Source organism: Streptomyces sp. TRM64462 (assembly GCF_013362995.1).
GTDB lineage: Bacteria > Actinomycetota > Actinomycetes > Streptomycetales > Streptomycetaceae > Streptomyces.
Genome location: NZ_JABWDV010000459.1, coordinates 59,964 through 81,320, shown reverse-complemented (window position 1 = coordinate 81,320; position 21,357 = coordinate 59,964). Strand labels below are relative to the sequence as shown.

19 protein-coding genes are annotated in these 21,357 nt (G+C 73.0%); 12 read left to right on the top strand and 7 right to left on the bottom strand.

Features of this window, described 5'->3' with window-relative positions:
- Window positions 1-16: 16 nt before the first annotated feature.
- Window positions 17-1,471, bottom strand: a complete 1,455-nt coding sequence (locus tag HTZ82_RS33000) for a sensor histidine kinase KdpD (RefSeq protein WP_175412620.1) — start codon at window positions 1,469-1,471, stop codon at window positions 17-19.
- A 354-nt stretch (window positions 1,472-1,825) separates the two neighbouring features.
- Window positions 1,826-2,599, bottom strand: coding sequence for a VOC family protein (locus HTZ82_RS30420; protein WP_175412619.1), 774 nt, complete (start codon window positions 2,597-2,599; stop codon window positions 1,826-1,828).
- A 227-nt stretch (window positions 2,600-2,826) separates the two neighbouring features.
- On the opposite strand from HTZ82_RS30420, the gene HTZ82_RS30415 reads away from it, so the two are divergent.
- On the top strand, window positions 2,827-3,717 hold the full coding sequence (locus HTZ82_RS30415) for a sulfurtransferase (protein ID WP_175412618.1): 891 nt from the start codon (window positions 2,827-2,829) through the stop codon (window positions 3,715-3,717).
- A 630-nt stretch (window positions 3,718-4,347) separates the two neighbouring features.
- Here the strand turns inward: HTZ82_RS30415 and sepH are convergent.
- The 3 genes from sepH to HTZ82_RS30400 form a co-directional block, all read right to left on the bottom strand.
- Window positions 4,348-5,430: a septation protein SepH gene (sepH, locus tag HTZ82_RS30410; RefSeq protein WP_175412617.1), complete on the bottom strand. Its 1,083-nt coding sequence runs from the start codon at window positions 5,428-5,430 to the stop codon at window positions 4,348-4,350.
- A 468-nt stretch (window positions 5,431-5,898) separates the two neighbouring features.
- Complete coding sequence (locus HTZ82_RS30405) at window positions 5,899-7,251, bottom strand: D-arabinono-1,4-lactone oxidase (RefSeq protein WP_175412632.1); 1,353 nt, start codon at window positions 7,249-7,251, stop codon at window positions 5,899-5,901.
- Window positions 7,178-8,479 (bottom strand): MFS transporter, encoded by a 1,302-nt coding sequence (locus tag HTZ82_RS30400; protein WP_175412616.1) that lies wholly within the window; start codon window positions 8,477-8,479, stop codon window positions 7,178-7,180. Before HTZ82_RS30400 ends, HTZ82_RS30405 begins: the two co-directional genes overlap by 74 nt.
- A gap of 156 nt (window positions 8,480-8,635) precedes the next feature.
- On the opposite strand from HTZ82_RS30400, the gene HTZ82_RS30395 reads away from it, so the two are divergent.
- Both HTZ82_RS30395 and HTZ82_RS30390 read left to right on the top strand, forming a co-directional pair.
- Complete coding sequence (locus tag HTZ82_RS30395; protein WP_175412615.1) at window positions 8,636-9,796, top strand: ferrochelatase; 1,161 nt, start codon at window positions 8,636-8,638, stop codon at window positions 9,794-9,796.
- 180 nt (window positions 9,797-9,976) lie between these two features.
- Window positions 9,977-10,777, top strand: a complete 801-nt coding sequence (locus HTZ82_RS30390; RefSeq protein WP_175412614.1) for an inositol monophosphatase family protein — start codon at window positions 9,977-9,979, stop codon at window positions 10,775-10,777.
- 101 nt (window positions 10,778-10,878) lie between these two features.
- Here the strand turns inward: HTZ82_RS30390 and HTZ82_RS30385 are convergent, their stop codons facing one another.
- Entirely contained in the window at window positions 10,879-11,052 is a 174-nt protein-coding gene (locus tag HTZ82_RS30385) for a hypothetical protein (protein ID WP_175412613.1), read from the bottom strand.
- Window positions 11,053-11,396: 344 nt separating this feature from the next.
- On the opposite strand from HTZ82_RS30385, the gene HTZ82_RS30380 reads away from it, so the two are divergent.
- The 4 genes from HTZ82_RS30380 (at window position 11,397) to HTZ82_RS30365 (ending at window position 14,969) form a co-directional block, all read left to right on the top strand.
- Complete coding sequence (locus HTZ82_RS30380) at window positions 11,397-12,050, top strand: response regulator transcription factor (protein ID WP_175412612.1); 654 nt, start codon at window positions 11,397-11,399, stop codon at window positions 12,048-12,050.
- 3 nt (window positions 12,051-12,053) lie between these two features.
- On the top strand, window positions 12,054-13,289 hold the full coding sequence (locus tag HTZ82_RS30375; RefSeq protein WP_175412611.1) for a cell wall metabolism sensor histidine kinase WalK: 1,236 nt from the start codon (window positions 12,054-12,056) through the stop codon (window positions 13,287-13,289).
- Window positions 13,290-13,681: 392 nt separating this feature from the next.
- Window positions 13,682-13,978 (top strand): DUF4193 domain-containing protein, encoded by a 297-nt coding sequence (locus HTZ82_RS30370; protein ID WP_010471668.1) that lies wholly within the window; start codon window positions 13,682-13,684, stop codon window positions 13,976-13,978.
- A 13-nt stretch (window positions 13,979-13,991) separates the two neighbouring features.
- The gene (locus HTZ82_RS30365; protein ID WP_175412610.1) at window positions 13,992-14,969 is read left to right on the top strand and encodes a hypothetical protein; all 978 of its coding nucleotides are present in this window, start codon (window positions 13,992-13,994) and stop codon (window positions 14,967-14,969) included.
- Between the two features lie 335 nt (window positions 14,970-15,304).
- Here HTZ82_RS30365 and HTZ82_RS30360 read toward each other — a convergent pair whose 3' ends face one another.
- Window positions 15,305-15,859: a DUF3093 domain-containing protein gene (locus HTZ82_RS30360; protein ID WP_175412609.1), complete on the bottom strand. Its 555-nt coding sequence runs from the start codon at window positions 15,857-15,859 to the stop codon at window positions 15,305-15,307.
- Between the two features lie 58 nt (window positions 15,860-15,917).
- On the opposite strand from HTZ82_RS30360, the gene HTZ82_RS30355 reads away from it, so the two are divergent.
- From HTZ82_RS30355 to HTZ82_RS30335, 5 genes are all read left to right on the top strand, one after another.
- Entirely contained in the window at window positions 15,918-16,493 is a 576-nt protein-coding gene (locus HTZ82_RS30355) for a PaaI family thioesterase (protein WP_175412608.1), read from the top strand.
- Window positions 16,493-17,005, top strand: coding sequence for a dUTP diphosphatase (gene dut / locus HTZ82_RS30350; RefSeq protein WP_175412607.1), 513 nt, complete (start codon window positions 16,493-16,495; stop codon window positions 17,003-17,005). The genes HTZ82_RS30355 and dut overlap by 1 nt, the downstream gene beginning before the upstream one ends.
- A 1-nt stretch (window position 17,006) precedes the next feature.
- Window positions 17,007-17,786 carry a DUF3710 domain-containing protein gene (locus HTZ82_RS30345; RefSeq protein ID WP_175412606.1) on the top strand — a complete coding sequence of 260 codons (780 nt, stop codon included), beginning with the start codon at window positions 17,007-17,009 and terminating at the stop codon, window positions 17,784-17,786.
- A 167-nt stretch (window positions 17,787-17,953) separates the two neighbouring features.
- Entirely contained in the window at window positions 17,954-20,620 is a 2,667-nt protein-coding gene (locus HTZ82_RS30340) for a sensor histidine kinase KdpD (RefSeq protein WP_175412605.1), read from the top strand.
- Window positions 20,617-21,303 (top strand): response regulator, encoded by a 687-nt coding sequence (locus HTZ82_RS30335; RefSeq protein WP_175412604.1) that lies wholly within the window; start codon window positions 20,617-20,619, stop codon window positions 21,301-21,303. The genes HTZ82_RS30340 and HTZ82_RS30335 overlap by 4 nt, the downstream gene beginning before the upstream one ends.
- The last annotated feature ends 54 nt before the right edge of the window (window positions 21,304-21,357 follow it).

The following is a 21,357-nucleotide window of genomic DNA, read 5'->3' as shown; positions in this document are numbered from 1 at the left end:
GGCAGTGGCGGCACGGTTACTCACCCTTATCTGATGGCTCGCTGGTTTGGCTGGCAGGGGTTGTGCGCGGTCTCACGCCGTTGAACGCCTCCCACAACAGGCCCGGCTCCCGGGCCGGCTTGTCCCTGCGTGAGGAGGCGGCCGGAGCCGCGGGGGGATCGGCCGTCGTGCGGACGACCGGTGTCGGGACGGGCGACTGGCGTCGCCGCTGCGGCAGTCCGTTGGCGGTCTGTTGGACCTCGACGGAATCCGCGGCGGCGTCGCGCGTCATCGTCGGCCTCGGCACGTTCGGTGCGCCCCGGTGGTGCGGGGCGGGCTGCGGGATTCTGTAGGCGGGCTGCGGAGCGGTGGTGATGAGACTCCGCGGTACGAGCACGACGGCCCGGACGCCTCCGTACACGGAGGTGCGCAGGTCGACGACGAGGCCGTTCTTCTTGGCCAGCCTGCTGACCACGGACAGGCCGAGCTGCGTCGTCTCGCCGAGGTCTCCCAGGTCGAGGGTGTCGGACGTCGCGTGCGCCATGACGCGGTCGATGCGCTGCCTGACCTCTTCGGTGAGCCCGACCCCGCGGTCCTCGATCTCGATCGCGACGCCGGACGGCACCTCGCTCGCGCTCACCTGGACGGGGCTGTTCGGCGGGGAGAACGTCGTGGCGTTGTCGAGCAGTTCGGCGAGCAGGTGCATCAGCGGCTCGGCGCCCTTGCCGATCACCGCGACCTCGGCGATCGACTGCAGCTTGACCCGGGGGAACTCCACGATGCGCGACATGCCACCGCGCACGATGTCGTAGAGGGAGATGGGCTTCGACCACTGGCGCCCGGGCCGGGAGTCACCGAGCACCGCGACGCTGGCCGCGAGGCGGCCGATCAGGGCGTTGCGGTGATCGATGGTCTGCAGGCCCTGGGAGACCACGAGGTCCGTGCCGTGCAGGAGCTGCATCTCGTGCAGTTCCTTGCCGAGTTGGTGCACGATCGCCTGGACTCGGCGGGCGATCGACACCAGGGCCCGCTGGGACGAGTCCCGTGTCCGCTCCTCAGCCTCCACGGCTTCCAGGAGCTTCCTCAGGGCGGACTTGAGCGCATCGGCGAACTCGCTGTCGAGGTGGTCCCCGAGCTTCACCGTGAGCATGATCTCCGACGCGGGCTCACCCCTCTGCAGACGGGCGACCGCCGCCGGCAGCAGCTCGTCGGCGAGCCAGACGGTGGTGGTCCGCTGATCTTCGAGCCGCGTGAGCAACGCGGCTTCCCGCTGGGTGTAGTACTGCTGCACACCGGCGGTCGCCCTGGCGTGGCGGGCCGCCTCCGCCGAGCGCCCCCTCCGGGCCGTCTCGGCCGAGGTGATGGCCGTCAGCACGACCGCGACGAGGCCGCACCAGGCGACCGCCGGGCGTATCTGCGACGGGACGGTGATCAGCGCTATTGCGCAGGCCCCGGCCAGGACACCAGGTGGGAGGAGCCATGCCGACGCCACGGCACGCGGCCGGGCTCCGGGCGGTGAACCTGCACGAACCATCGACGGGTCCCCAAACAGTCTGCGATCAGTGGGCTGGGAGTGCTGCGGTGCGCCGACAGGCGCGCGGAACAGCGCGCAGAGCAGAGTCCGGTTACTCGCTGTGTGAGCAGCGCAACACGGAGGGGAGCATAGTCAGTTCGGGTTCGCCCCGTGCCTGTGCCGGAACGAGGGCCACCCCTTGAGCGACCTAGGTCAAGATCCGATCGATTCCGGTCGAGGTGACCACTGTTGATGTACGGAATCGACCGCGTCGAGCGGCAGGACCGGTCAGCGCCGGGGACAGCACCCCGCTCAGTGACCGGTCAGCTCCCACTAGTGACCGGCCGACCGTACGATCGTGAACACCGCGCCCTCCGGGTCCGCGACCACCGCGCGCCGTCCGCTCGTGTCGTCGTGCGCCGGCTGGAGCACCTGACCGCCCAGCTCCTTCACCTGCGCCGCCGAGGCGTCCGGGTCGGCCACCTCGAACCACGTCATCCAGTGCGCGCCCCGGTCGCGCGGCAGCGCGTTGCCGGCCCCGTGCAGCGACGCGACGGGCCGCCCGTCCACCAGCAGCGTCACGAGGTCCATGTCGGCGGAGACCAGCGGATCGAGCTCGTAGCCGAAGACCGTCCGGTAGAACTTCGTCACCGACTCGGTCTCGTACGTGAGCAGTTCGTTCCACACCGGGGTGCCGTGTGTGCCCGCGACCGCCGTGCCCAGGTGCGCCGCCGCCTGCCACACCCCGAACACCGCGCCCGACGGGTCGGAGCAGATGACCATACGGCCCGCGTCACCGGCGTCGAGCGGGCCGACGGCGACCGTGCCGCCACTGCAGTGGATCGATTCGGCAGTCTCGTCGGCGTCGTCCGACGCCAGGTACGGGGTCCAGGCGATCGGCAGATCGCGGTCGGCCGGGAGCTGACCGATCCCGGCCACCTCGCGCCCGTCGAGCAGCCCGCGCACGTACGGGCCGAGCTGCTGCGGGCCGGGCTGGAAGTCCCAGCCGAACAGCTCCCCGTAGAACTCCTTCGTCACGTCAAGGCCGTGCACCATCAAGCTCACCCAACAGGGTGCGCCGGGCTTGCGCCGAGCCGCCTCGGTCATCGTCACTCTCTCCTCGGACCATCGTCGTGGCCGTGCGGGGGGACCTGGGCGTACACCGCACCAGCCAGCGGCTTCACGCCCCGTCAGATGCTTGCACCGCCGGCCGAGCGGTGCGCCCCGGCCGCGCCGTGGTTTGGCGCGATCCCGCAGGAGGATGCCCGAAATTTCGTGGACCATCCGTCCACGGCGGGTCCCGGTCCGGGGCGTGTCTGCGCAAGGATGCAGGTATGAACACTGACGGGACCACCACCGCACCGCATCCCCTCGTGAGCCCCGAGGAGCTCGCCGCCGAACTGGCGGGCCAGGCGGGCCAGGCGGGCCGGCCCGGGGAGTCCGCCCCCGGGAGGCTCGTCCTCCTGGACGTCCGCTGGGAGCTCGGCGGCCCGCCCGGACGGCCGGCGTACGAGGCGGGGCACATCCCCGGCGCCGTGTACGTGGACCTCGACACCGAACTGGCCGGTGCGCCCGGCGCCGGCGGCCGGCACCCGCTGCCGGAGCTCGCGGTGTTCGGCGCCGCGATGCGCGCTGCGGGCGTCTCGGCGGGCTCGCGGGTCGTCGCGTACGACGGCGGCCAGGGCTGGGCGGCGGCGCGGGCCTGGTGGCTGCTCCGCTGGGCGGGCCACCGCGACGTACGGGTCCTGGACGGCGGGCTCGCCGCCTGGCGCGGGGAGCTGACCACGGCGGTGCCCGAGCCGGAGCAGGGCGACTTCGTACCGCGGCCGGGCGCGCTGCCGCTGCTGGACGCGGACGGCGCGGCGGCCGTGGCACGTACGGGTCTGCTGCTGGACGCGCGGGCGGGGGAGCGGTACCGGGGCGAGGTGGAGCCGATCGACCCGAAGGCCGGGCACATCCCGGGCGCGGTGTCGGCGCCGACCACCGAGAACGTCGCAGAGGACGGGCGCTTCCTGCCGGCGGCGCGGCTGGCGGCCCGCTTCAAGGAGCTGGGCGCCGCGGACGCCCCGCACGTGGGCGTCTACTGCGGCTCGGGCGTGTCCGGGGCGCACGAGGTGCTGGCCCTGGAGGCCGCGGGTGTACGGGCGGCGCTGTACGCGGGCTCGTGGTCCGAGTGGTCCCGCGACCCGTCCCGCCCGATCGCCACCGGCCCCGAACGCGGCTGACCACCGGGGGAGTTCCCCCCCGACACGCCCCCGCTCCGACCCCGGCACGGCCGAGCCGAACCCGGGGACCGGCGCCGAGGCCGTGCCCGGCGCGGGGGCGGGAGCCGGGTCCGGGGACCGGCGCTGAGGCCGTGCCCGGCACGGGGCCGGGGGGGGGCTGGCGCCGAAGCTGTGCCCGGCGCGCGGCCGGGAGCCAGGGCCCGGAGCCGCCGCCGAAGCCCGGAGCCGGTGGCGACGCCGAAGCCGGTACCCGTGCTGGGAGCCGAGCCGAGCCGCTCCGTGCCGGTCCATCCGAGCGGAGCCGCCCGAGCTGTTCCGTGCCGAGCTGCCCGAGCCGTTCCGTGCCGTTCCGTGCCGAGCAGGCCCGCGCCGAGCCGTCCCATGCCGAGCGGAGTGCCGTTCCGTGCCGAGCCGTCCCGTGCCGAGCCGAGCGCCGTGCCGAGTCGAAGCCTGTGCCTGTGCTGGGAGCCGGGCCGATGCCGGTACCGGGAGCCGGTGCCGAAGCCGTGCCCGGCGCGGAGCCGGGCCGGGGGTCCGGTGCCGGGAGCCGGTGCTGTGCACGGCGTGGGGCCGGGGGTCCGGTGCTGGGAGCCGGTGCTGTGCTCGGCGTGGGGCCGGGGGTGCGGGGGGTTACTCCTGTTTCTTGCGGCGGGTGCCGAAGACGATCTCGTCCCAGCTCGGGACCGCCGCGCGGCGGCCCGGGCGGACGCCGTCGGCCTCCGCCTGGCGGTCCGTCGTACCGACGAGGCGGTCGCGGTGGCCGCTCACCGAGCGGGGCATCAGCACGTCCGCGTACGCCGATCCGGCGCCGGCCGAAGCGGCGGGTGCCGCCCGCTCCTCCTCCGCCGCCGGTTCCTGCTCGGGTTCCTCCGCCGGGGCGTCCTGCGTGGGCGGGCGTTCGGGTACGACCATGTCGCCGCGGAAGCTCGGCACGGCCTCCAGCAGGCTGGTCAGGGAGTCCCGCTCCTGCTCCTCGTCCGGCTCGGCGCCCGCCGGCGCAGGACGCTCGGCCTGGGCGCGGTCGAGGGAACGGTCCAGCGGCCGGTCGCGCGGCAGCCGCGCGATCCGCGGGACGAACGGGAAGCTCGGCTCCTGGACGGCGACCGTGTCGTCGGTCTCGCCGATCAGCGCCCGCGCCTCCGCGTCGACGGCCTGCACCAGCCGGCGCGGCGGATCGTACGTCCAGCTCGCCGTGTGGACCTCGCCGGCCACCCGGTAGACCAGCAGCACCTCCCAGGTGCCGTCGTCCCGGCGCCACGAGTCCCACGCCACGGTGTCCTTCTCGGCGCCGCGCAGCAACAGCCGCTCCTGCACCGCCTCGCCGAGCTGCGGCCCCGCGTTCTCGCCGGGCCTGCGGACCGGGGTCTTACGGGCCCGCTCCGCCATGAAGGCGCGCTCCGCCAGGACCGGGCCCTCGAAGCGGCGGACGCGCTCGACCGGGATGCCCGCGAGCTGGGCGACCTCCTCGGCGGAGGCACCGGCCCGTATACGCGCCTGGATGTCGCGGGGGCGGAGATGGCTCTCGACCTCGATCTCGATCTGGCCGAGCCGGGGGCGGTCGTTGCGGACGGCCGCGCGCAGCCGCTCGTCAATCGGAAGCGTGTACTCCGTGTTGTCCGCAGCCTTCAGCACCAGTCGTGTGCCGTCGTTGGAGACGGCCACGACACGCAGTTCGGGCATGGGGACCTCCCGGGTGGTGCCTGCCGACGTCACGTGCGTCGCTGCTTCCGCTAGTCGAGTGTGGCCTGCCCGGGTGCAGCCTGCCACAACCTTGCCGAGTTGCCCGGCGTGTCGGGCATGGGCCCTGGAACGCCGTTATGGCACGGTTACCTATTCCGCAACAGAGCGTAACTGGTTGGTCACGCTGCGCAGTAGGCCCCCGTACGGTGCCGCGGCGCCGCCGGATCGAGTGCCATTTTCGGCCCCTCCCGTTGATCCCGGACACCCGTAAGGGACCGATGCCCAGGGTTCGCCACAGTACTCCATTCGGGCCATCCGGGTGGACCGGCGCGCCGCCGAAGTTGTCGCGGCGCGCGGCGGCCGGGACCGCCGCGCCGTACCCCGGCGGTGCGTCCTTCACAGAACTGGCTGAAACGACACTGCTCGGCCATGACCGGAATCACAGCCTCCTGAATTGATCCCGGGTCAGTGGACGCACCGTCACCGTCCCGGCATCCGCGATCAGTCGCCCAGCACCCGCCGCAGATAGGGGTTGCCGAACGTCCGGTCCGGGTCCAGCCGGTCGCGCAGCGCCGTGAACTCACCGAACCTCGGGTACACCTCCGCCAGATAGGCCGCGTCCCTGGTATGCACCTTCCCCCAGTGCGGCCGCCCGCCATGGGCCGTCAGGATCCGCTCCGCCGCCGTGAAGTACGCCCGGTACGGCGTCCCCCGGTACATGTGCACCGCGATGTACGCGGTGTCCCGGCCCGATGCCGTCGACAGCGTGATGTCGTCCGCGGGCGCCGTCCGCACCTCCACCGGGAAGCTGACGCGCAGCGGCGACCTGTCGACCATCGCCTTCAGCTCCCGCAGCGCCGTCACCGCCGCCTCGCGCGGGACGGCGTACTCCATCTCGACGAAGCGCACCCGCCGCGGACTCGTGAAGACCTTGTACGGGATGTCGGTGTACGTACGCGCCGACAGCGCCCGGCTGGACACCTTCGCGATCACCGGCACCGCCGCGGGCAGCGCCCGGCCGAAGGAATTGGCCACCTGGAACACCCCGTTGGACAGGAACTCGTCCTCGAACCAGCCGCTGAGCCGCCCGGGAGGCGCGGCGGGACCCGCGCTGCGGTTGTTGCGCTTGGTGTTGCAGTTGCCGGTGTGCGGGAACCAGTAGAACTCGTAGTGCTCATTCTCCGCGTACAGGGCGTCGAACTCCGCCGTGACCCGGTCGAACGTCATCGGCTCCTCGCGCGCGGTGAGCAGGAAGAGCGGCTCGACCGCGAACGTCACCGCCGACACGACGCCCAGCGCGCCGAGCCCTACCCGCGCCGCGGCGAAGACCTCCGGATTCTCCTTCACCGAGCAGCTCATCACCCGGCCGTCCGCCGTGACGAGCTCCAACTCCCGTATCTGCGCGGCGATCGACGCCGACTCGCGGCCCGTACCGTGCGTCCCCGTGCTGATGGCGCCGGCGACCGTCTGCTCCATGATGTCGCCCATGTTCGTGAGCGACAGGCCCTCCCTGGCCAGCGCCTCGTTCAGCCGCTTCAGCGGCGTGCCCGACTCCACCGTCACGGTCATCGCGGAGCGGTCGATCCGCCGGATGCCGGTCAGCAGGTCGGGCCGTACGAGGAGCCCGTCCGTCGCGGCGATCGCCGTGAACGAATGGCCCGTACCGACCGTCTTGACCCGCAGCCCCTCCATGGCCGCCGACCTGACCGTGTCGGCCAGCTCCTCGACCGACGCCGGGCGGGCCTCCCGCGCGGGCCGGACGGCGACGTTCCCCGCCCAGTTACGCCAGGTGCCGCTCGGGCCGCTCGGGCTGCCCGGACCGCTCCGGCCGAACCGGCCGCTCCCCCTGCTCAGGCTGTTCCGCGTCCTGCTGCTCACGCTGCCCCTCCCGCGTCGGCACCGGCCTGCGCAGCCGGCGGTACCCCAGGAACGCCACCACCGCCGCGAGCACACCCGCCGCGCCGGGCACCGCGTACCCCGCCGCCGCACCGTGCGCGTCGACCACCCAGCCGGAGGCCGACGAGCCCAGCGCCACACCGACCGCGAGCCCCGTACTCGTCCAGGACATGCCCTCGGTCAGCTTGCTGCGCGGTACGTGCGCCTCGACGAGGGCCATGGTGGTCACCATCGTCGGCGCGATGGCGAGGCCCGCGACAAAGAGCGCCACGGCCAGCAACGGCAGGTTCCCGGCCAGTTGGAGGGGGATCATACTCACGGCCATCGCGCAGACACCCACGACCCATCTGCGGGACGGCTCGCCCTTGACGTGCAGCAGCCCGAAAACGGCCCCCGCCAGACAGGAACCCAGCGCGTACACCGCCAGCACCAGGCTCGCCGCCGCCTTGTGGCCGCGTTCCTCCGCGAACGCCACCGTCACCACATCGACCGCGCCGAAGATGGCGCCCGTCGCCACGAACGCGGCCACCAGCACCTGAAGACCGGGCGAGCGCAGCGCGCTGCCACCGCGCGCGTGCCCCTCCACCGGATGCGGCGCCGGCTCCGTACCGCGCTGGGACGTCAGCCAGTACACACCGATCAGCAGGAAGACACCGGCCAGCAGCGGGCCGGCCTCCGGGAACCAGATCGTGGACAGGCCGATCGACGCGATCGGGCCGAAGATGAAGCACACCTCGTCGACGATCGACTCCAGCGAGTACGCCGTGTGCAGCCGCCGCGGCTCACCCCGGTAGATCGCCGCCCACCGGGCCCTGGTCATCGCGCCGACGCTGGGCACGCACCCGGCCACCGCGACGCACACGAACAGCGTCCAGTCCGGCAGCCCCCGCCGGGCGCACACCAGCAGCGCCGCCACCGCGGCCACCGACACCAGCGTCGCCGGGCGCAGTACCCTGCGCTGCCCGTACCGGTCGACCAGCCGCGACACCTGCGGGCCCAGCACGGCGGCCGAGGCGGCGAGCGTCGCGGTGACCGCGCCCGCCAGGCCGTAGCGGCCGGTGAGCTGCGACACCATGGTCACGATGCCGATGCCGAGCATGGACAGCGGCATGCGTCCGAGGAGGCCGGCGGCGGAGAACCCCAGGGTGCCGGGGACGGCGAAGATCGCGCGATAGGGACTGGGCAAAGAGGTCTCTCAGGGCGAGCGGCGGCCGGTGACACGAGAACGGTGGACCGGGTCTGCCGGGTAAGGCATAGGGGCAGCCTTCACAGATTACGGCCGGACGGGTGACGGCGCACGGCGGTTTTCCGGCTGTCAGCGGCGGGTGGCAGGATCGGTGCCATGTCCGATCAGCGTGTGCCCGACCAGCGTGATCTCGCCCCGTACGCCCCGTACGACGCTCTGCTGCTGCTCTCCTTCGGCGGTCCCGAGGGCCCCGACGACGTGGTGCCGTTCCTGGAGAACGTGACGCGCGGCCGGGGCATCCCCAAGGAGCGCCTGAAGGAGGTCGGCCGGCACTACTTCATGTTCGGCGGCGTCAGCCCCATCAACGACCAGTGCCGGGCCCTGCTCGCCGCCCTGCGCGAGGACTTCGCGGGCGCGGGCCTCGACATCCCGGTCCACTGGGGCAACCGAAACTGGGCGCCGTACCTGACGGACACGCTGCGCGAGATGGTCCTCGACGGGCGGCGCCGTATCGCCGTCCTCGCCACCAGCGCGTACGCCTCGTACTCCGGCTGCCGGCAGTACCGCGAGAACCTCGCGGACGCGCTGGCCACCCTCGAAGCGGAAGGCCTGCCCTTGCCGCGGGTCGACAAGCTGCGGCACTACTTCAACCACCCCGGCTTCATCGAGCCCATGGTCGAGGGCGTCCTGAAGTCGCTGGACGAGCTGGGCGATGCCGACGAGCCGCTCCGCACCGGCGCCCACCTCGCCTTCACCACGCACTCGATCCCCGAGTCCGCCGCCGACACCTCCGGACCCGTCCACGACCATGGCGAGGGCGGCGCCTACGTCAAGCAGCACCTGGACGTCGCCCGGCTCGTCGCGGAGGCCGTACGGGAGCGCACCGGCGTCGACCACCCGTGGCAGCTCGTCTACCAGTCGCGCAGCGGCGCCCCGCACATCCCGTGGCTGGAGCCGGACATCTGCGACCACCTGGAGGACCTCCACAAGGAGGGCGCACCGGCGGTCGTGATGGTCCCGATCGGCTTCGTCTCGGACCACATGGAGGTCCTGTACGACCTCGACACCGAGGCCACCGCGAAGGCCGCCGAGCTGGGCCTGCCGGTGCGCCGCTCCGCCACCGTGGGCGCCGACCCCCGGTTCGCGGCCGCCGTCCGCGACCTGCTCCTGGAGCGCGCCGCCGTCGAGCGGGGCACGCGCGTGGAGCGCTGCGCCCTGGGCGCGCTGGGCCCGTCGCACGACCTGTGCCCGATCGGCTGCTGCCCCGCCCGCGCGGAGCGCCCGGCGGCGGCGGGCGCGGACAGCCCGTACGCGTAGGCGGTGCGCTTTCCCCATCCCGCCCCTCCCCGAAAACTCAGCCCGTCCGGCGTTTGAGGACGAGCGGCGAAGCCGCGATACCGGGGGTCTGGGGGCGGAGCCTCCAGTTTCGGGAAGGGGCGGGGTGGGGGAGAGGCCCGCCGCAGGCGCCCCATCCGCACCACCCACGAGGAGACCACCGTGACGGACCCGCTTCTGGACGAACTGCTGGGCGTCGCCCTGGCGGCAGCCACCCGCGCAGGCGCCCTGCTCCGCGACGGCCGCCCGGCGGACCTGGGCGTCGCCGCGACCAAGTCGAGCCCCATCGACGTGGTCACCGAGATGGACATCGCGGCCGAGAAGCTGATCACCGACTTCCTCGCTGAGCGCCGCCCGCACGACGGGCTGCTCGGCGAGGAGGGCGGCGCCACCGAGGGCACCAGCGGCATCCGCTGGGTCGTCGACCCGCTCGACGGCACGGTCAACTACCTGTACGGCCTGCCCACCTGGGCGGTGTCCATCGCCGCCGAACGGGACGGCGAGGCCCTGGTCGGGGTCGTCGAGGTGCCGATGCGCGGCGAGACGTTCCACGCCGTCCGCGGCCGTGGCGCCTACCTGGGGGAGCGGCGGCTGCGCTGCCGCCCCGCCCCGCCGCTGGACCAGGCCCTGGTGTCGACCGGCTTCAACTACGTGGCGGAGGTCCGCGCCCACCAGGCCGAGGTCGCCCACCGGCTGATCCCGCTGCTGCGGGACATACGCCGCGGAGGCTCGGCCGCCGTCGATCTGGCCGACGTCGCCGCCGGCCGCCTGGACGGCTACTTCGAGCGCGGGCTGCGGCCCTGGGACCGCGCCGCGGGCGCCCTCCTCGCGCGCGAGGCCGGGGCCCTGACCGGCGGCCGGCCCGGTGGGCCCCCGACCGACGACCTGACCGTCGCGGCGAGCCCCGGCGTGTTCGAACCGCTCCAGCGGCTCCTCGACGACCTCGGCGCCTGGCACGACTGAGCCGCCCCAGGGCGGAACAGGCCGGGCCGAGCCCAGGACGGCACGCACGAGGGCCCCGGCGCCACCATGGACGCCGGGGCCCTCGGGCCCGCGCTCGCGGGTCAGACGCTCGTCGACGAGACCTCGACGCCGTGCTCGGCGGCAAGGCGGCGGAGATCGTCGAGCTCGGCCTGCTCCACATCGGCCAGGAAGTCGTCTCCCGACTCGCGAGCGCGCGTCAGGTCACTCTCCGTGGCCCTTATGCGCTGCAGGAGTCCTGCGGTGAAAGCGTCCATGATGCGCCCCCTCGTCATGGGTCGGTGGCACGGGGGTGTGCCGAGGGTGTGGTCGGATCACGCACATCGCCTGCAGGTCTCTGGGGGACAGAGCGGCCCGTGGCGTGCCCCATACAGGGCGTGATCTCGGGTGTGCAGTCGTCCTCCCCCGGGGCAACCTCAGGGAAACCTCAAAAATCCGCGAGTGTCGCGAAAGCAGCGGCCCGCACCCCGCTCACCGGAGCCGGCCACCGGCCGCCTTACTGCCGGTTTACGCGCGTAAGGGGCAGGATGGGCAGCGCACCGGCTCACCCGAGTGCGTCGAAGATCTGCCCGTTTCCGGGCTCGGAGGAAGGAACAGCGCCGTGCGCGTACTCGTCGTCGAGGACGAGCAGCTGCTCGCCGATGCGGTGGCCACCGGTCTGCGCCGGGAGGCCATGGCCGTCGACGTCGTGTATGACGGGGCCGCCGCCCTGGAGCGGATCGGCGTCAACGACTACGACGTGGTCGTCCTGGACCGGGACCTCCCCCTCATCCACGGCGACGACGTCTGCCGCAAGATCGTCGAGCTGGGCATGCCGACCCGCGTGCTGATGCTCACCGCGTCCGGCGACGTCAGCGACCGCGTGGAGGGCCTGGAGCTGGGCGCCGACGACTACCTGCCCAAGCCGTTCGCCTTCAGCGAGCTCACCGCCCGCGTCCGGGCACTCGGCCGGCGCACCACCGTGCCCCTGCCGCCCGTCCTGGAGCGGGCCGGCATCAAGCTCGACCCCAACCGGCGCGAGGTGTTCCGCGACGGCCGCGAGGTGCAGCTCGCGCCCAAGGAGTTCGCCGTGCTCGAAGTGCTCATGCGCAGCGAGGGCGCCGTGGTCTCCGCCGAGCAGCTCCTCGAGAAGGCGTGGGACGAGAACACCGACCCCTTCACCAACGTCGTCCGCGTCACGGTGATGACGCTGCGCCGCAAGCTCGGCGAGCCCCCGGTCATCATCACCGTGCCGGGCTCCGGCTACCGGATCTGACCCGTGGCAAGCACCCCCTCGCCACGAGCGGCGCCCCCGAAACCGACCTGGGACCCCCGGATCCCGGCCCGGCCCCTCCTGCGGCCGACGATCCGGATACGCCTCACCCTGCTGTACGGCGGCATGTTCCTGATCGCCGGTGTGATGCTGCTGTCGATCATCTACCTGCTCACCCGGCAGGCGCTGTACATCAGCACCGACGACCTGCCGTTCGACATCCTGCGCGGTGAGGTGCGGCCCACCAAGAGCTGGTGCCAGCTGCCCGGGCCGGTGACCACGGAAGAGTTCAACGAGGCCGTGGCCGCCTGCCTCCAGTACCAGCGCGACCTGGCCCTGGACGACCTGCTGCGCCGCTCGCTCTTCGCCCTGCTCGGGCTGAGCATCATCGCCTTCGCCTTCGGCTACGCCATGGCCGGCCGTGTGCTGTCCCCGCTTGGCCGGATCACCCGCACCGCCCGCCAGGTGGCCGGCTCGGACCTGACCCGCCGGATCAAGCTGGCCGGGCCCGACGACGAGCTGAAGGAGCTGGCGGACACCTTCGACGACATGCTGGAACGGCTGGACCGGGCCTTCACCGCCCAGCAGCGGTTCGTCGCCAACGCCTCGCACGAGCTGCGCACCCCGCTGGCGATCAACCGCACCCTCCTGGAGGTCCACCTCTCCGACCCCGCGGCTCCCGTGGAGCTCCGGGAGCTGGGCAAGGCGCTGCTCGCCACCAACGAGCGCAGCGAGCAGCTCGTGGAGGGCCTGCTGCTGCTCGCCCGCAGCGAGAACCAGATCGTGGAGCGCAAGCCCGTCGACATCGCGGAGGTGGCGTCCCGCGCCGTCGACCAGGTGCGGGGCGAGGCCGAGGAGAAGGGCGTGGCGTTCCGCGTCAGCACCGCGCCCGCCGTGGTGCAGGGCAACGGCGTGCTGCTGGAGCGGATCGCCCTGAACCTGGTCCAGAACGCCGTCCGGTACAACGTGCCCGAGGACGGCTGGGTGGAGGTGACGACGTCCGTGGAGCACGGTCAGGCGGTGCTCGTCGTGTCCAACACGGGCCCGGTCGTCCCCGCGTACGAGATCGACAACCTCTTCGAGCCGTTCCGGCGGCTGCGCGAGGAGCGCACCGGCAGCGACCGGGGTGTCGGCCTCGGGCTGTCCATCGTGCGGTCGGTCACGCGGGCCCACGGCGGCCGGATCACGGCCGAGCCGCGTGAGGGCGGCGGGCTCGTGATGCGCGTCACTCTGCCGCGCTGACATCCGCTCGGAGGACACGGCTGTTCGCTGTACGCGGAATTTTCCGCGGCCGTGGACGGCGGCCTCCTGTGTGATCGATCACAGCGGCATACTTCCGGCCATTCACACTGCGTGACCAGTTTTAGTGTCGGAAAAGTAGGAAAAGTCCAAGTTTTTAGGGGCTAGGATTACGGGAAGTGCACGGGGTGGTGCCTGTGAAGCGCACGATCACGACCGTGTACGGTCCCGTTCGCCACCCAAAGCCGATCACTCGTGAGGGGTCCGGTTGGGTGTCGATTGAGTAACAGACCTTGATGTGAGGCAAAATCTCCGCCTCAGGTCGGGCACAAGTCCGGCCTCTCACGCGTTACGTGCGCTGGAGACACCGCAAACACCCAGAGGGGGAGAGTGACATGGCTACGGACTACGACACCCCACGCAAGACCGATGACGACGTCGACCAGGACAGTCTCGAAGAGCTGAAGGCCCGGCGGAACGACAAGTCGACCTCCGCGGTCGACGTCGACGAGTTCGAGGCCGCCGAAGGCCTTGAGCTGCCGGGCGCCGACCTCTCCAACGAGGAGCTGGCCGTCCGGGTCCTGCCGAAGCAGGCGGACGAGTTCACCTGCATGAGTTGCTTCCTGGTGCACCACCGCAGCCAGCTGGCTCGTGAGAAGAACGGTCAGCCGATCTGCCGAGACTGCGACTGAGGTCCGGTCGGCCGTGGCAGGCGACACCCCGTCTCGGAAGCGGCGCTTCCGGCTCCCTGGGAAGCCGGAGGCCCATCAGGGCGGCACAGGCCCGGATCCGGGCGCTCACGAGGCGCCCACCGAGCACTCCGCCCCCCTGCCCTCGCCCGGCGCGCGTGACGACGAGCGAGGCCACCCGGCCTCGCTCGAAGCAACCGGGAACACAGGGCCGGGCAGCATACGAGCCGGACGAGCCGGCCGGGCGGCGCATCCCCTCCGGGTACGCCGTTCCTCGGCCCGCGCCCACGGCGGCACGGCCCGCACCCGCGGCATCGAGGCCGTCAGGCGGGGCGTGCGGAAGAGCGGCGAGGGCGCCAGGGCGGGCCTCGCCCATGTGGCCGACCGGATCATCGAGAACGCCCCCCGCGTTCCCGTACGGGACCTGGCCACCCTGCGCAGGCAGTTCCCGGGCCTCGGCCCCGAGGAGCTCGCGGACAAACTGGTCGCGGGCGCGGCAGGCGCCACCGCCACGGTGGGCGCCGGCGTCGGCGCGGCCGCGATGCTTCCCGTACCGCCCGCGATGCCGGCCGAGCTGGCCGCGGAGATCACGGGCGTCGCGGCGATCGAGCTCAAGCTCATCGCCGAACTCCACGAGGTCTACGGCCTCCGCCCGCCGGGCAACCTCAAACAGCGCGCGATGGCGTATCTGACCTCCTGGACGGAGGAGCGCGGCATCGACGTCACCAAGCCGGCCACGGTCAACGCCGCACTCGGCGGACGGGTGAGGCGCGAGCTGCGCCAGCAGATCATGAAGCGCACGATCCGCAGCCTGCCGAACCTGATCCCGTTCATGGTGGGCGCCGCCGTCGGCGCCGTCATGAACCGCCGCGACACCAGGAAGGTCGCCGAGCACATCCGCGCCGACCTGCGCCGCCGCCAGGTGCCCTGGGACGCCCTCGCCGGGCTCCCGCCCCTGGAACAGCCGGAGAACCCCAAGGAACTGGGCTTCTAGCACCGCCCCTCGGACCCGTCGCCCCTCGGACCCGTCGCCCCTCGGGCCCCTTGGCCCCTTGGCCTCCTCGGGCCCCTTGGCCCCTCGGGTCCGTCGCCCCCCTGGCCCCCTCGGGCCACGTCGCCTCGGGTCCGTCGCCCTTCGGGCCACGTCGCCTCCGACCCTGTCAGGCCCGGGCCCCGTCAGGCCGCGGTCCCCGGGCCTCCCGACCCCCTTGGGCCACGTCGCCTCGGGCCCGTCGCCCCTCGGGCCCGTCGCCCCTCGGGCCCGTCGCCCCTCGGGCCCGTCGCCCCTCGGGCCGCGTCGCCTCCGGACCCCGTCAGGCCCGGACCCCGTCACGCCTCGGCGGCCGTGCCTGAGCCTGTGGCCGTGCCGTTGACCGTGTCCCTGCCGTCGTCGGCGTCGCGGAGCTGCCGTAGGGCCCTCGCCAGGGCCTCCGGGGCGCGGGTCGACACGTAGACGTACGGCGTCGGGTCCGCCGGGTCCGTGACCTCCACCCGTACCGCCGTCGCGACATAACCGCGCAGCAGCATGAACGCCCGCGGGTCCGCCTTGTGCGTACGCCAGGCCCGCGCCTCCTCCGCGTCCAGCACCTGCGGCTCGCCCAGGGCCTCCACCGGGATGCGGGCGTCACCCGCCACCAGAGAGCCCGCCACCACGCGGACGCGGGCGGAGCCGTACGAACTCACGCCGACCGCCGCGAGCGCACCGGCGCCGATCACCCCGGCGAGCGCCGGGACCGTGCCCAGCGGCATCAGCACCAGACCGCCCGAGAGCCCCAGCAGGGCGGCGATCAGCCACCAGGAACCCGGGGCGGTCAGACGTTCGTCGTACTGTGGAGCCGACGGCTGGGCCGAGGGCTTGGCCGAAGGCTGGACGGAAGGCTGCATGCGTCCAAGCTTGGCACGGCGCGACCCCCGGCCCGCCGCGCGGGTAAGGTCTGCGCCTGTGAGCACTGCACTGACGCCTCCCGCCGAGGCCGGACCGCCCGTACGGCACCCTGAGGCACCCCCGCCAGGAGAGCTCCTCGGGGCCCACTACGCGCACTGCTTCGGCTGCGGCGGCGGCCAGCCGCACGGGCTGCACCTGGCGGCCAGGGCCGGCGAGGGCGTGACCGTCACCGCCGAGTTCACCGTGACCCCCGACCACCAGGGCGCCCCCGGCCTCGCCCACGGCGGCGTCCTGGCCACCGCCCTGGACGAGACGCTCGGCTCCCTGAACTGGCTGCTGCGGGTCATCGCCGTCACCGGCCGCCTGGAGACCGACTTCGCGCGGCCCGTCCCCGTCGGCACCGTGCTCCACCTGGAGGCCGAGGTCACCGCCGTCCACGGCCGCAAGATCTACTCCACGGCCACCGGCCGGATCGGCGGGCCCGACGGCCCCGTCGCCGTACGCGCCGAAGCCCTCTTCATCGAGGTCAAGGTCGATCACTTCATCGACAACGGCCGCCCTGAGGAGATCCAGGCGGCCATGGCCGACCCCGACCAGGTCCGGCGCACCCGCGCCTTCGAGGTGAACCCCTGATGCGTAACCCTGTCGACGTGCTGATCCGCCGCCTGGACCCGGAGGTGCCGCTCCCCGCGTACGCGCACCCCGGCGACGCGGGCGCGGACCTCCACACCACCGAGGCCGCGGAACTCGGCCCCGGAGAACGCGCCATTCTTCCCACCGGGGTGTCGATCGCCCTCCCGGACGGGTACGCGGCCTTCGTACACCCGCGTTCCGGGCTCGCCGCCCGGCTGGGCGTGGGTCTCGTGAATGCCCCGGGGACGGTCGATGCCGGGTACCGTGGAGAGATCAAGGTGGTCGTGGTCAACCTGGACCCGCGCGAGAGCGTCCGGTTCGAGAGGTTCGACCGGATCGCCCAGCTGGTCGTTCAGCAAGTCGAGAAGGTCCGCTTCCACGAGGTGGCGGAGCTTCCCGGCTCGGCACGGGCCGAGGGGGGCTTCGGGTCCACCGGCGGTCATGCCGCCGTGGAGGGCTGGACGGGTGGGAACCCATACGCAGCGGTCGTATCCGACCGGGAAGGACAGTGACGTGTTCGGACGTCGCAAGAAGAGCCGTGCCGCCGACAACGCGGCGAGCGAGGCCGAGCAGGTCGTCGACGCGGTCGACGAGGTCGACACCGACGAGGAGACGGACGAGGAGGCCGGCCCCCGCCGGGTGAACCTCCCGCCGGCGCCCCGCCCCGACGGACCGTGGGACATCTCCGAGGTCTCCAAGCCCGACGACGGCCGGGTCGACCTGGGCGGTCTGTTCGTGCCCGCGGTCGAGGGCATGGAGCTGCGCGTCGAGGTCGCGGGCGACGCCATCGTCGCCGCCACGGTGGTGCTGCGCGACAGCGCGGTCCAGCTGCAGGCGTTCGCCGCGCCCAAGAAGGAGGGCATCTGGGGCGAGGTCCGCGAGGAGATCGCCTCGGGCATCACCCAGCAGGGCGGCGTCATCGACGAGATCGAGGGCAGCCTCGGCTGGGAGCTGCGCGCCCAGGTCCCGGTCCAGCTCCCGGACGGCACCGGCGGTGTACAGCTGGTGCGCTTCGTGGGCGTGGACGGCCCCCGCTGGTTCCTGCGCGGTGTCATCTCCGGGCAGGGCGCCGTCCAGCCGCAGGCCGCCGGGCTCCTGGAGCAGATCTTCCGCGACACCGTGGTCGTCCGCGGCGAGGGCCCGATGGCCCCGCGCGACCCGATCGTCCTGAAGCTGCCGAACGACGCGCAGATGGTCCCCGAGGGCGTCCAGACGGACAACCAGGGCGCTTCGCGCTTCTCCGGCGACATGGGGAACCTGCAGCGCGGCCCGGAGATCACCGAGGTCCGCTGACCCACGAGCCCGGGCTCCGCGGCCCGGGCGTACGGGGTTGCCCGGGTCCGTGGTGTCAGAATCCTGTCAAGACGCCCGCGAAAGGCCCGCCCCCGTCCGATTTGGCACCATCTCTGGCCGTAAGGTCGACGCTGCGCAGTCAGCAGTGCTCGAAAGACAATGAGGCCATGGGACGCGGCAAGCTACGGATCTACCTCGGTGCGGCACCGGGCGTCGGCAAGACGTACGCGATGCTGTCCGAGGCGCACCGCCGGGTCGAGCGGGGCACGGACTGCGTCGTCGCCCTCGTCGAGCACCACGCCCGCCCGCGCACCGAGGCCCTGCTCGCCGGCCTGGAGCAGGTGCCCCGCCGGATCGTCGAGCACCGCGGCGCGGCGTTCACCGAGATGGACGTGGACGCCGTCCTGGCGCGGCGCCCCGCCGTCGCCCTGGTCGACGAGCTGGCCCACACCAACGTGCCCGGCTCCCGCAACGCCAAGCGCTGGCAGGACGTCGAGGAGCTGCTGGCCGCCGGCGTCGACGTCGTCTCCACCGTCAACATCCAGCACCTGGAGTCCCTCGGCGACGTCGTCGAGTCCATCACCGGCGTACGGCAGCAGGAGACGGTCCCCGACGAGGTCGTCCGGCACGCCGACCAGATCGAGCTGGTCGACATGTCGCCGCAGGCCCTGCGCCGCCGCATGGCCCACGGCAACGTCTACCAGCCCGACAAGGTCGACGCCGCCCTCTCCAACTACTTCCGCCCCGGCAACCTCACGGCCCTCCGCGAACTCGCCCTGCTCTGGACCGCCGACCGCGTCGACGAGTACCTCCAGCAGTACCGCAAGGACCACCGCGTCTCGACGATCTGGGGCTCCCGCGAGCGCATCGTCGTCGGCCTCACGGGCGGCCCCGAAGGCCGTACGCTCATACGCCGCGCCGCCCGGCTCGCCGAGAAGGGCGCGGGCGGCGAGGTCCTCGCGGTCTACATAGCCCGCAGCGACGGCCTGTCCTCCGCGTCCCCCAAGGAGCTCGCCGTCCAGCGGACCCTCGTGGAGGACCTCGGCGGCACCTTCCACCACGTCGTCGGCGACGACATACCGTCCGCGCTGCTGGAGTTCGCGCGCGGCCACAACGCCACGCAGATCGTCCTCGGCGCCAGCCGCCGCAAGGCCTGGCAGTACGTCTTCGGGCCAGGCGTCAGCGCCACCGTCGCCCGCGACTCGGGCCCCGACCTCGACGTCCACATCGTCACCCACGGCGCCGCCGGGCGCGGCCGGAGCGCCGGATACGGCCAGGGGCACGGCCCCGCACACGTCCCCGGCCCCGGACACGACCCCGGCAACGGCAACGGCCCCGCCCCCGGATACCGGCACGGGCTGCCCGCCGCCAGCCGGGCACGCCTCAGCCGCCCCCGCAGCATCTGGGCCTGGGCCGTCGGCGTCCTCGGTCCCTTCCTGCTCACCTGGGCGATGGCCGGTGTCGACGACGGCCCAGGCCTGGCCAACGACATGCTGCTGTTCCTCACCCTCACCGTGGGCGCCGCGCTGCTCGGCGGACTGCTCCCCGCCCTCGCCTCCGCCACCGTCGGGTCGCTGCTCCTCAACTGGTACTTCACACCCCCCACCCGCACCTGGACCATCGCGGACCCGGAGAACATCGTCGCGATCACGGTCTTCTTCGCGGTCGCCGTCTCCGTGGCCTCCGTCGTGGACGTGGCGGCCCGCCGCACCCACCAGGCGGCCCGGCTGCGCGCCGAGTCGGAGATCCTCTCCTTCCTCGCGGGCAGCGTCCTGCGCGGCGAGACCACGCTCGACGCCCTGCTCCAGCGGGTCCGCGAGACCTTCGCCGTGGAGTCCGTCGCCCTCCTCGAACGCCCCGACGACCACACCCCCTGGACCTGCGCCGCCCACGCGGGACCCGGCCGCCCGCCGGACCGTCCCGAGGACGCCGACGTGGACATGCCCGTCGGCGACCGCCTGGCCCTCGCCCTCACCGGCCGCGTCCTGCCCGCCGAGAACCGCCGCGTCCTCGGCGCCTTCGCCGCGCAGGCGGCCGTCGTCCTGGACCGCCAGCGGCTCGTCGGCCAGGCCGAGGAGGCCCGCAGGCTCGCGGAGGGCAACAAGATCCGTACGGCTCTGCTGGCCGCCGTCTCGCACGACCTGCGTACGCCACTCGCCGCCATCAAGGCCGCCGTATCCTCCCTCCGCTCCGACGACGTCGAATGGTCCGACGAGGACCGGGCCGACCTCCTCGAAGGCATCGAGGACGGCGCCGACCGCCTCGACCACCTCGTCGGCAACCTCCTCGACATGTCCCGCCTGCAGACCGGCACCGTCACGCCCCTGCTCCGCGAGACCGACCTCGACGAGGTCGTGCCCATGGCGCTCGGCGGCGTCCCCGAGGGCAGCGTCGCCCTCGACATCCCCGAGACCCTCCCGATGGTCACCGTCGACCGCGGCCTCCTCGAACGCGCCGTCGCCAACCTCGTCGAGAACGCCGTCAAGTACGCGCCCGACGACAGCCGCGTCCTCGTCTCGGCCAGCGCCCACGCCGACCGCGTCGAACTGCGTGTCATCGACCGCGGCCCCGGCGTCCCGGACGACGCGAAGGAACGGATCTTCGCACCGTTCCAGCGGTACGGCGACGCCCCGCGGGGCGCCGGAGTGGGCCTCGGCCTGGCCGTCGCCCGCGGCTTCGCCGAGGCCATGGACGGCACGCTCACCGCCGAGGACACCCCGGGCGGCGGCCTCACGATGGTCCTCACGCTCAGCGCCGCCGCCACCGGCACACCGGACCGTACAGCGGACCGTACGACCGATCCGATCCACCGACAGAAAGCAGGCCACTCATGACGCGGGTGCTCGTGGTCGACGACGAGCCGCAGATCGTACGCGCCCTCGTGATCAACCTGAAGGCACGCAAGTACGAGGTCGACGCCGCGCCCGACGGCGCCACCGCCCTCGAACTGGCCGCCAACCGCCACCCCGACGTGGTCGTCCTCGACCTCGGCCTGCCCGACATGGACGGCGTCGACGTCATCAAGGGCCTGCGCGGCTGGACCCGCGTCCCGATCCTCGTGCTGTCCGCCCGCCACACCTCCGACGAGAAGGTCGAGGCACTCGACGCCGGCGCCGACGACTACGTCACCAAGCCGTTCGGCATGGACGAGCTGCTGGCCCGGCTCCGCGCCGCCGTCCGCCGCGCCGAGCCGGTGGGGGGCGGCGACGGCGACGTCGTGGTCGTCGAGACGGAGGCGTTCACGGTCGACCTCGCCGCGAAGAAGGTCCACCGGGACGGCAGGGACGTACGGCTGACCCCGACCGAGTGGCACCTGCTGGAGGTCCTCGTCCGCAACGGCGGCCGCCTCGTCAGCCAGAAGCAGCTCCTCCAGGAGGTGTGGGGCCCTTCGTACGGCACCGAGACCAACTACCTGCGGGTGTACATGGCCCAGCTGCGCCGCAAGCTGGAGACGGACCCGTCGCACCCGAAGCACTTCATCACGGAGCCGGGGATGGGGTACCGGTTCGAGCGCTGAGCCGCGTGCTGCCGGGCGATCAGGGCTGTCGGAAGCGGCCGGTAGGCTTTCTGT

Coding starts and splice junctions, on each gene's coding strand:
- HTZ82_RS30395 (WP_175412615.1), top strand. CDS start 8,636: ATGTCCGATCAGCGTGTGCCCGACCAGCGTGATCTCGCCCCGTACGCC.
- dut (WP_175412607.1), top strand. CDS start 16,493: ATGCGTAACCCTGTCGACGTGCTGATCCGCCGCCTGGACCCGGAGGTG.
- HTZ82_RS30340 (WP_175412605.1), top strand. CDS start 17,954: ATGGGACGCGGCAAGCTACGGATCTACCTCGGTGCGGCACCGGGCGTC.
- HTZ82_RS30415 (WP_175412618.1), top strand. CDS start 2,827: ATGAACACTGACGGGACCACCACCGCACCGCATCCCCTCGTGAGCCCC.
- HTZ82_RS30385 (WP_175412613.1), bottom strand. CDS start 11,052: ATGGACGCTTTCACCGCAGGACTCCTGCAGCGCATAAGGGCCACGGAG.
- HTZ82_RS30335 (WP_175412604.1), top strand. CDS start 20,617: ATGACGCGGGTGCTCGTGGTCGACGACGAGCCGCAGATCGTACGCGCC.
- HTZ82_RS30370 (WP_010471668.1), top strand. CDS start 13,682: ATGGCTACGGACTACGACACCCCACGCAAGACCGATGACGACGTCGAC.
- HTZ82_RS30360 (WP_175412609.1), bottom strand. CDS start 15,859: ATGCAGCCTTCCGTCCAGCCTTCGGCCAAGCCCTCGGCCCAGCCGTCG.
- HTZ82_RS30420 (WP_175412619.1), bottom strand. CDS start 2,599: ATGACCGAGGCGGCTCGGCGCAAGCCCGGCGCACCCTGTTGGGTGAGC.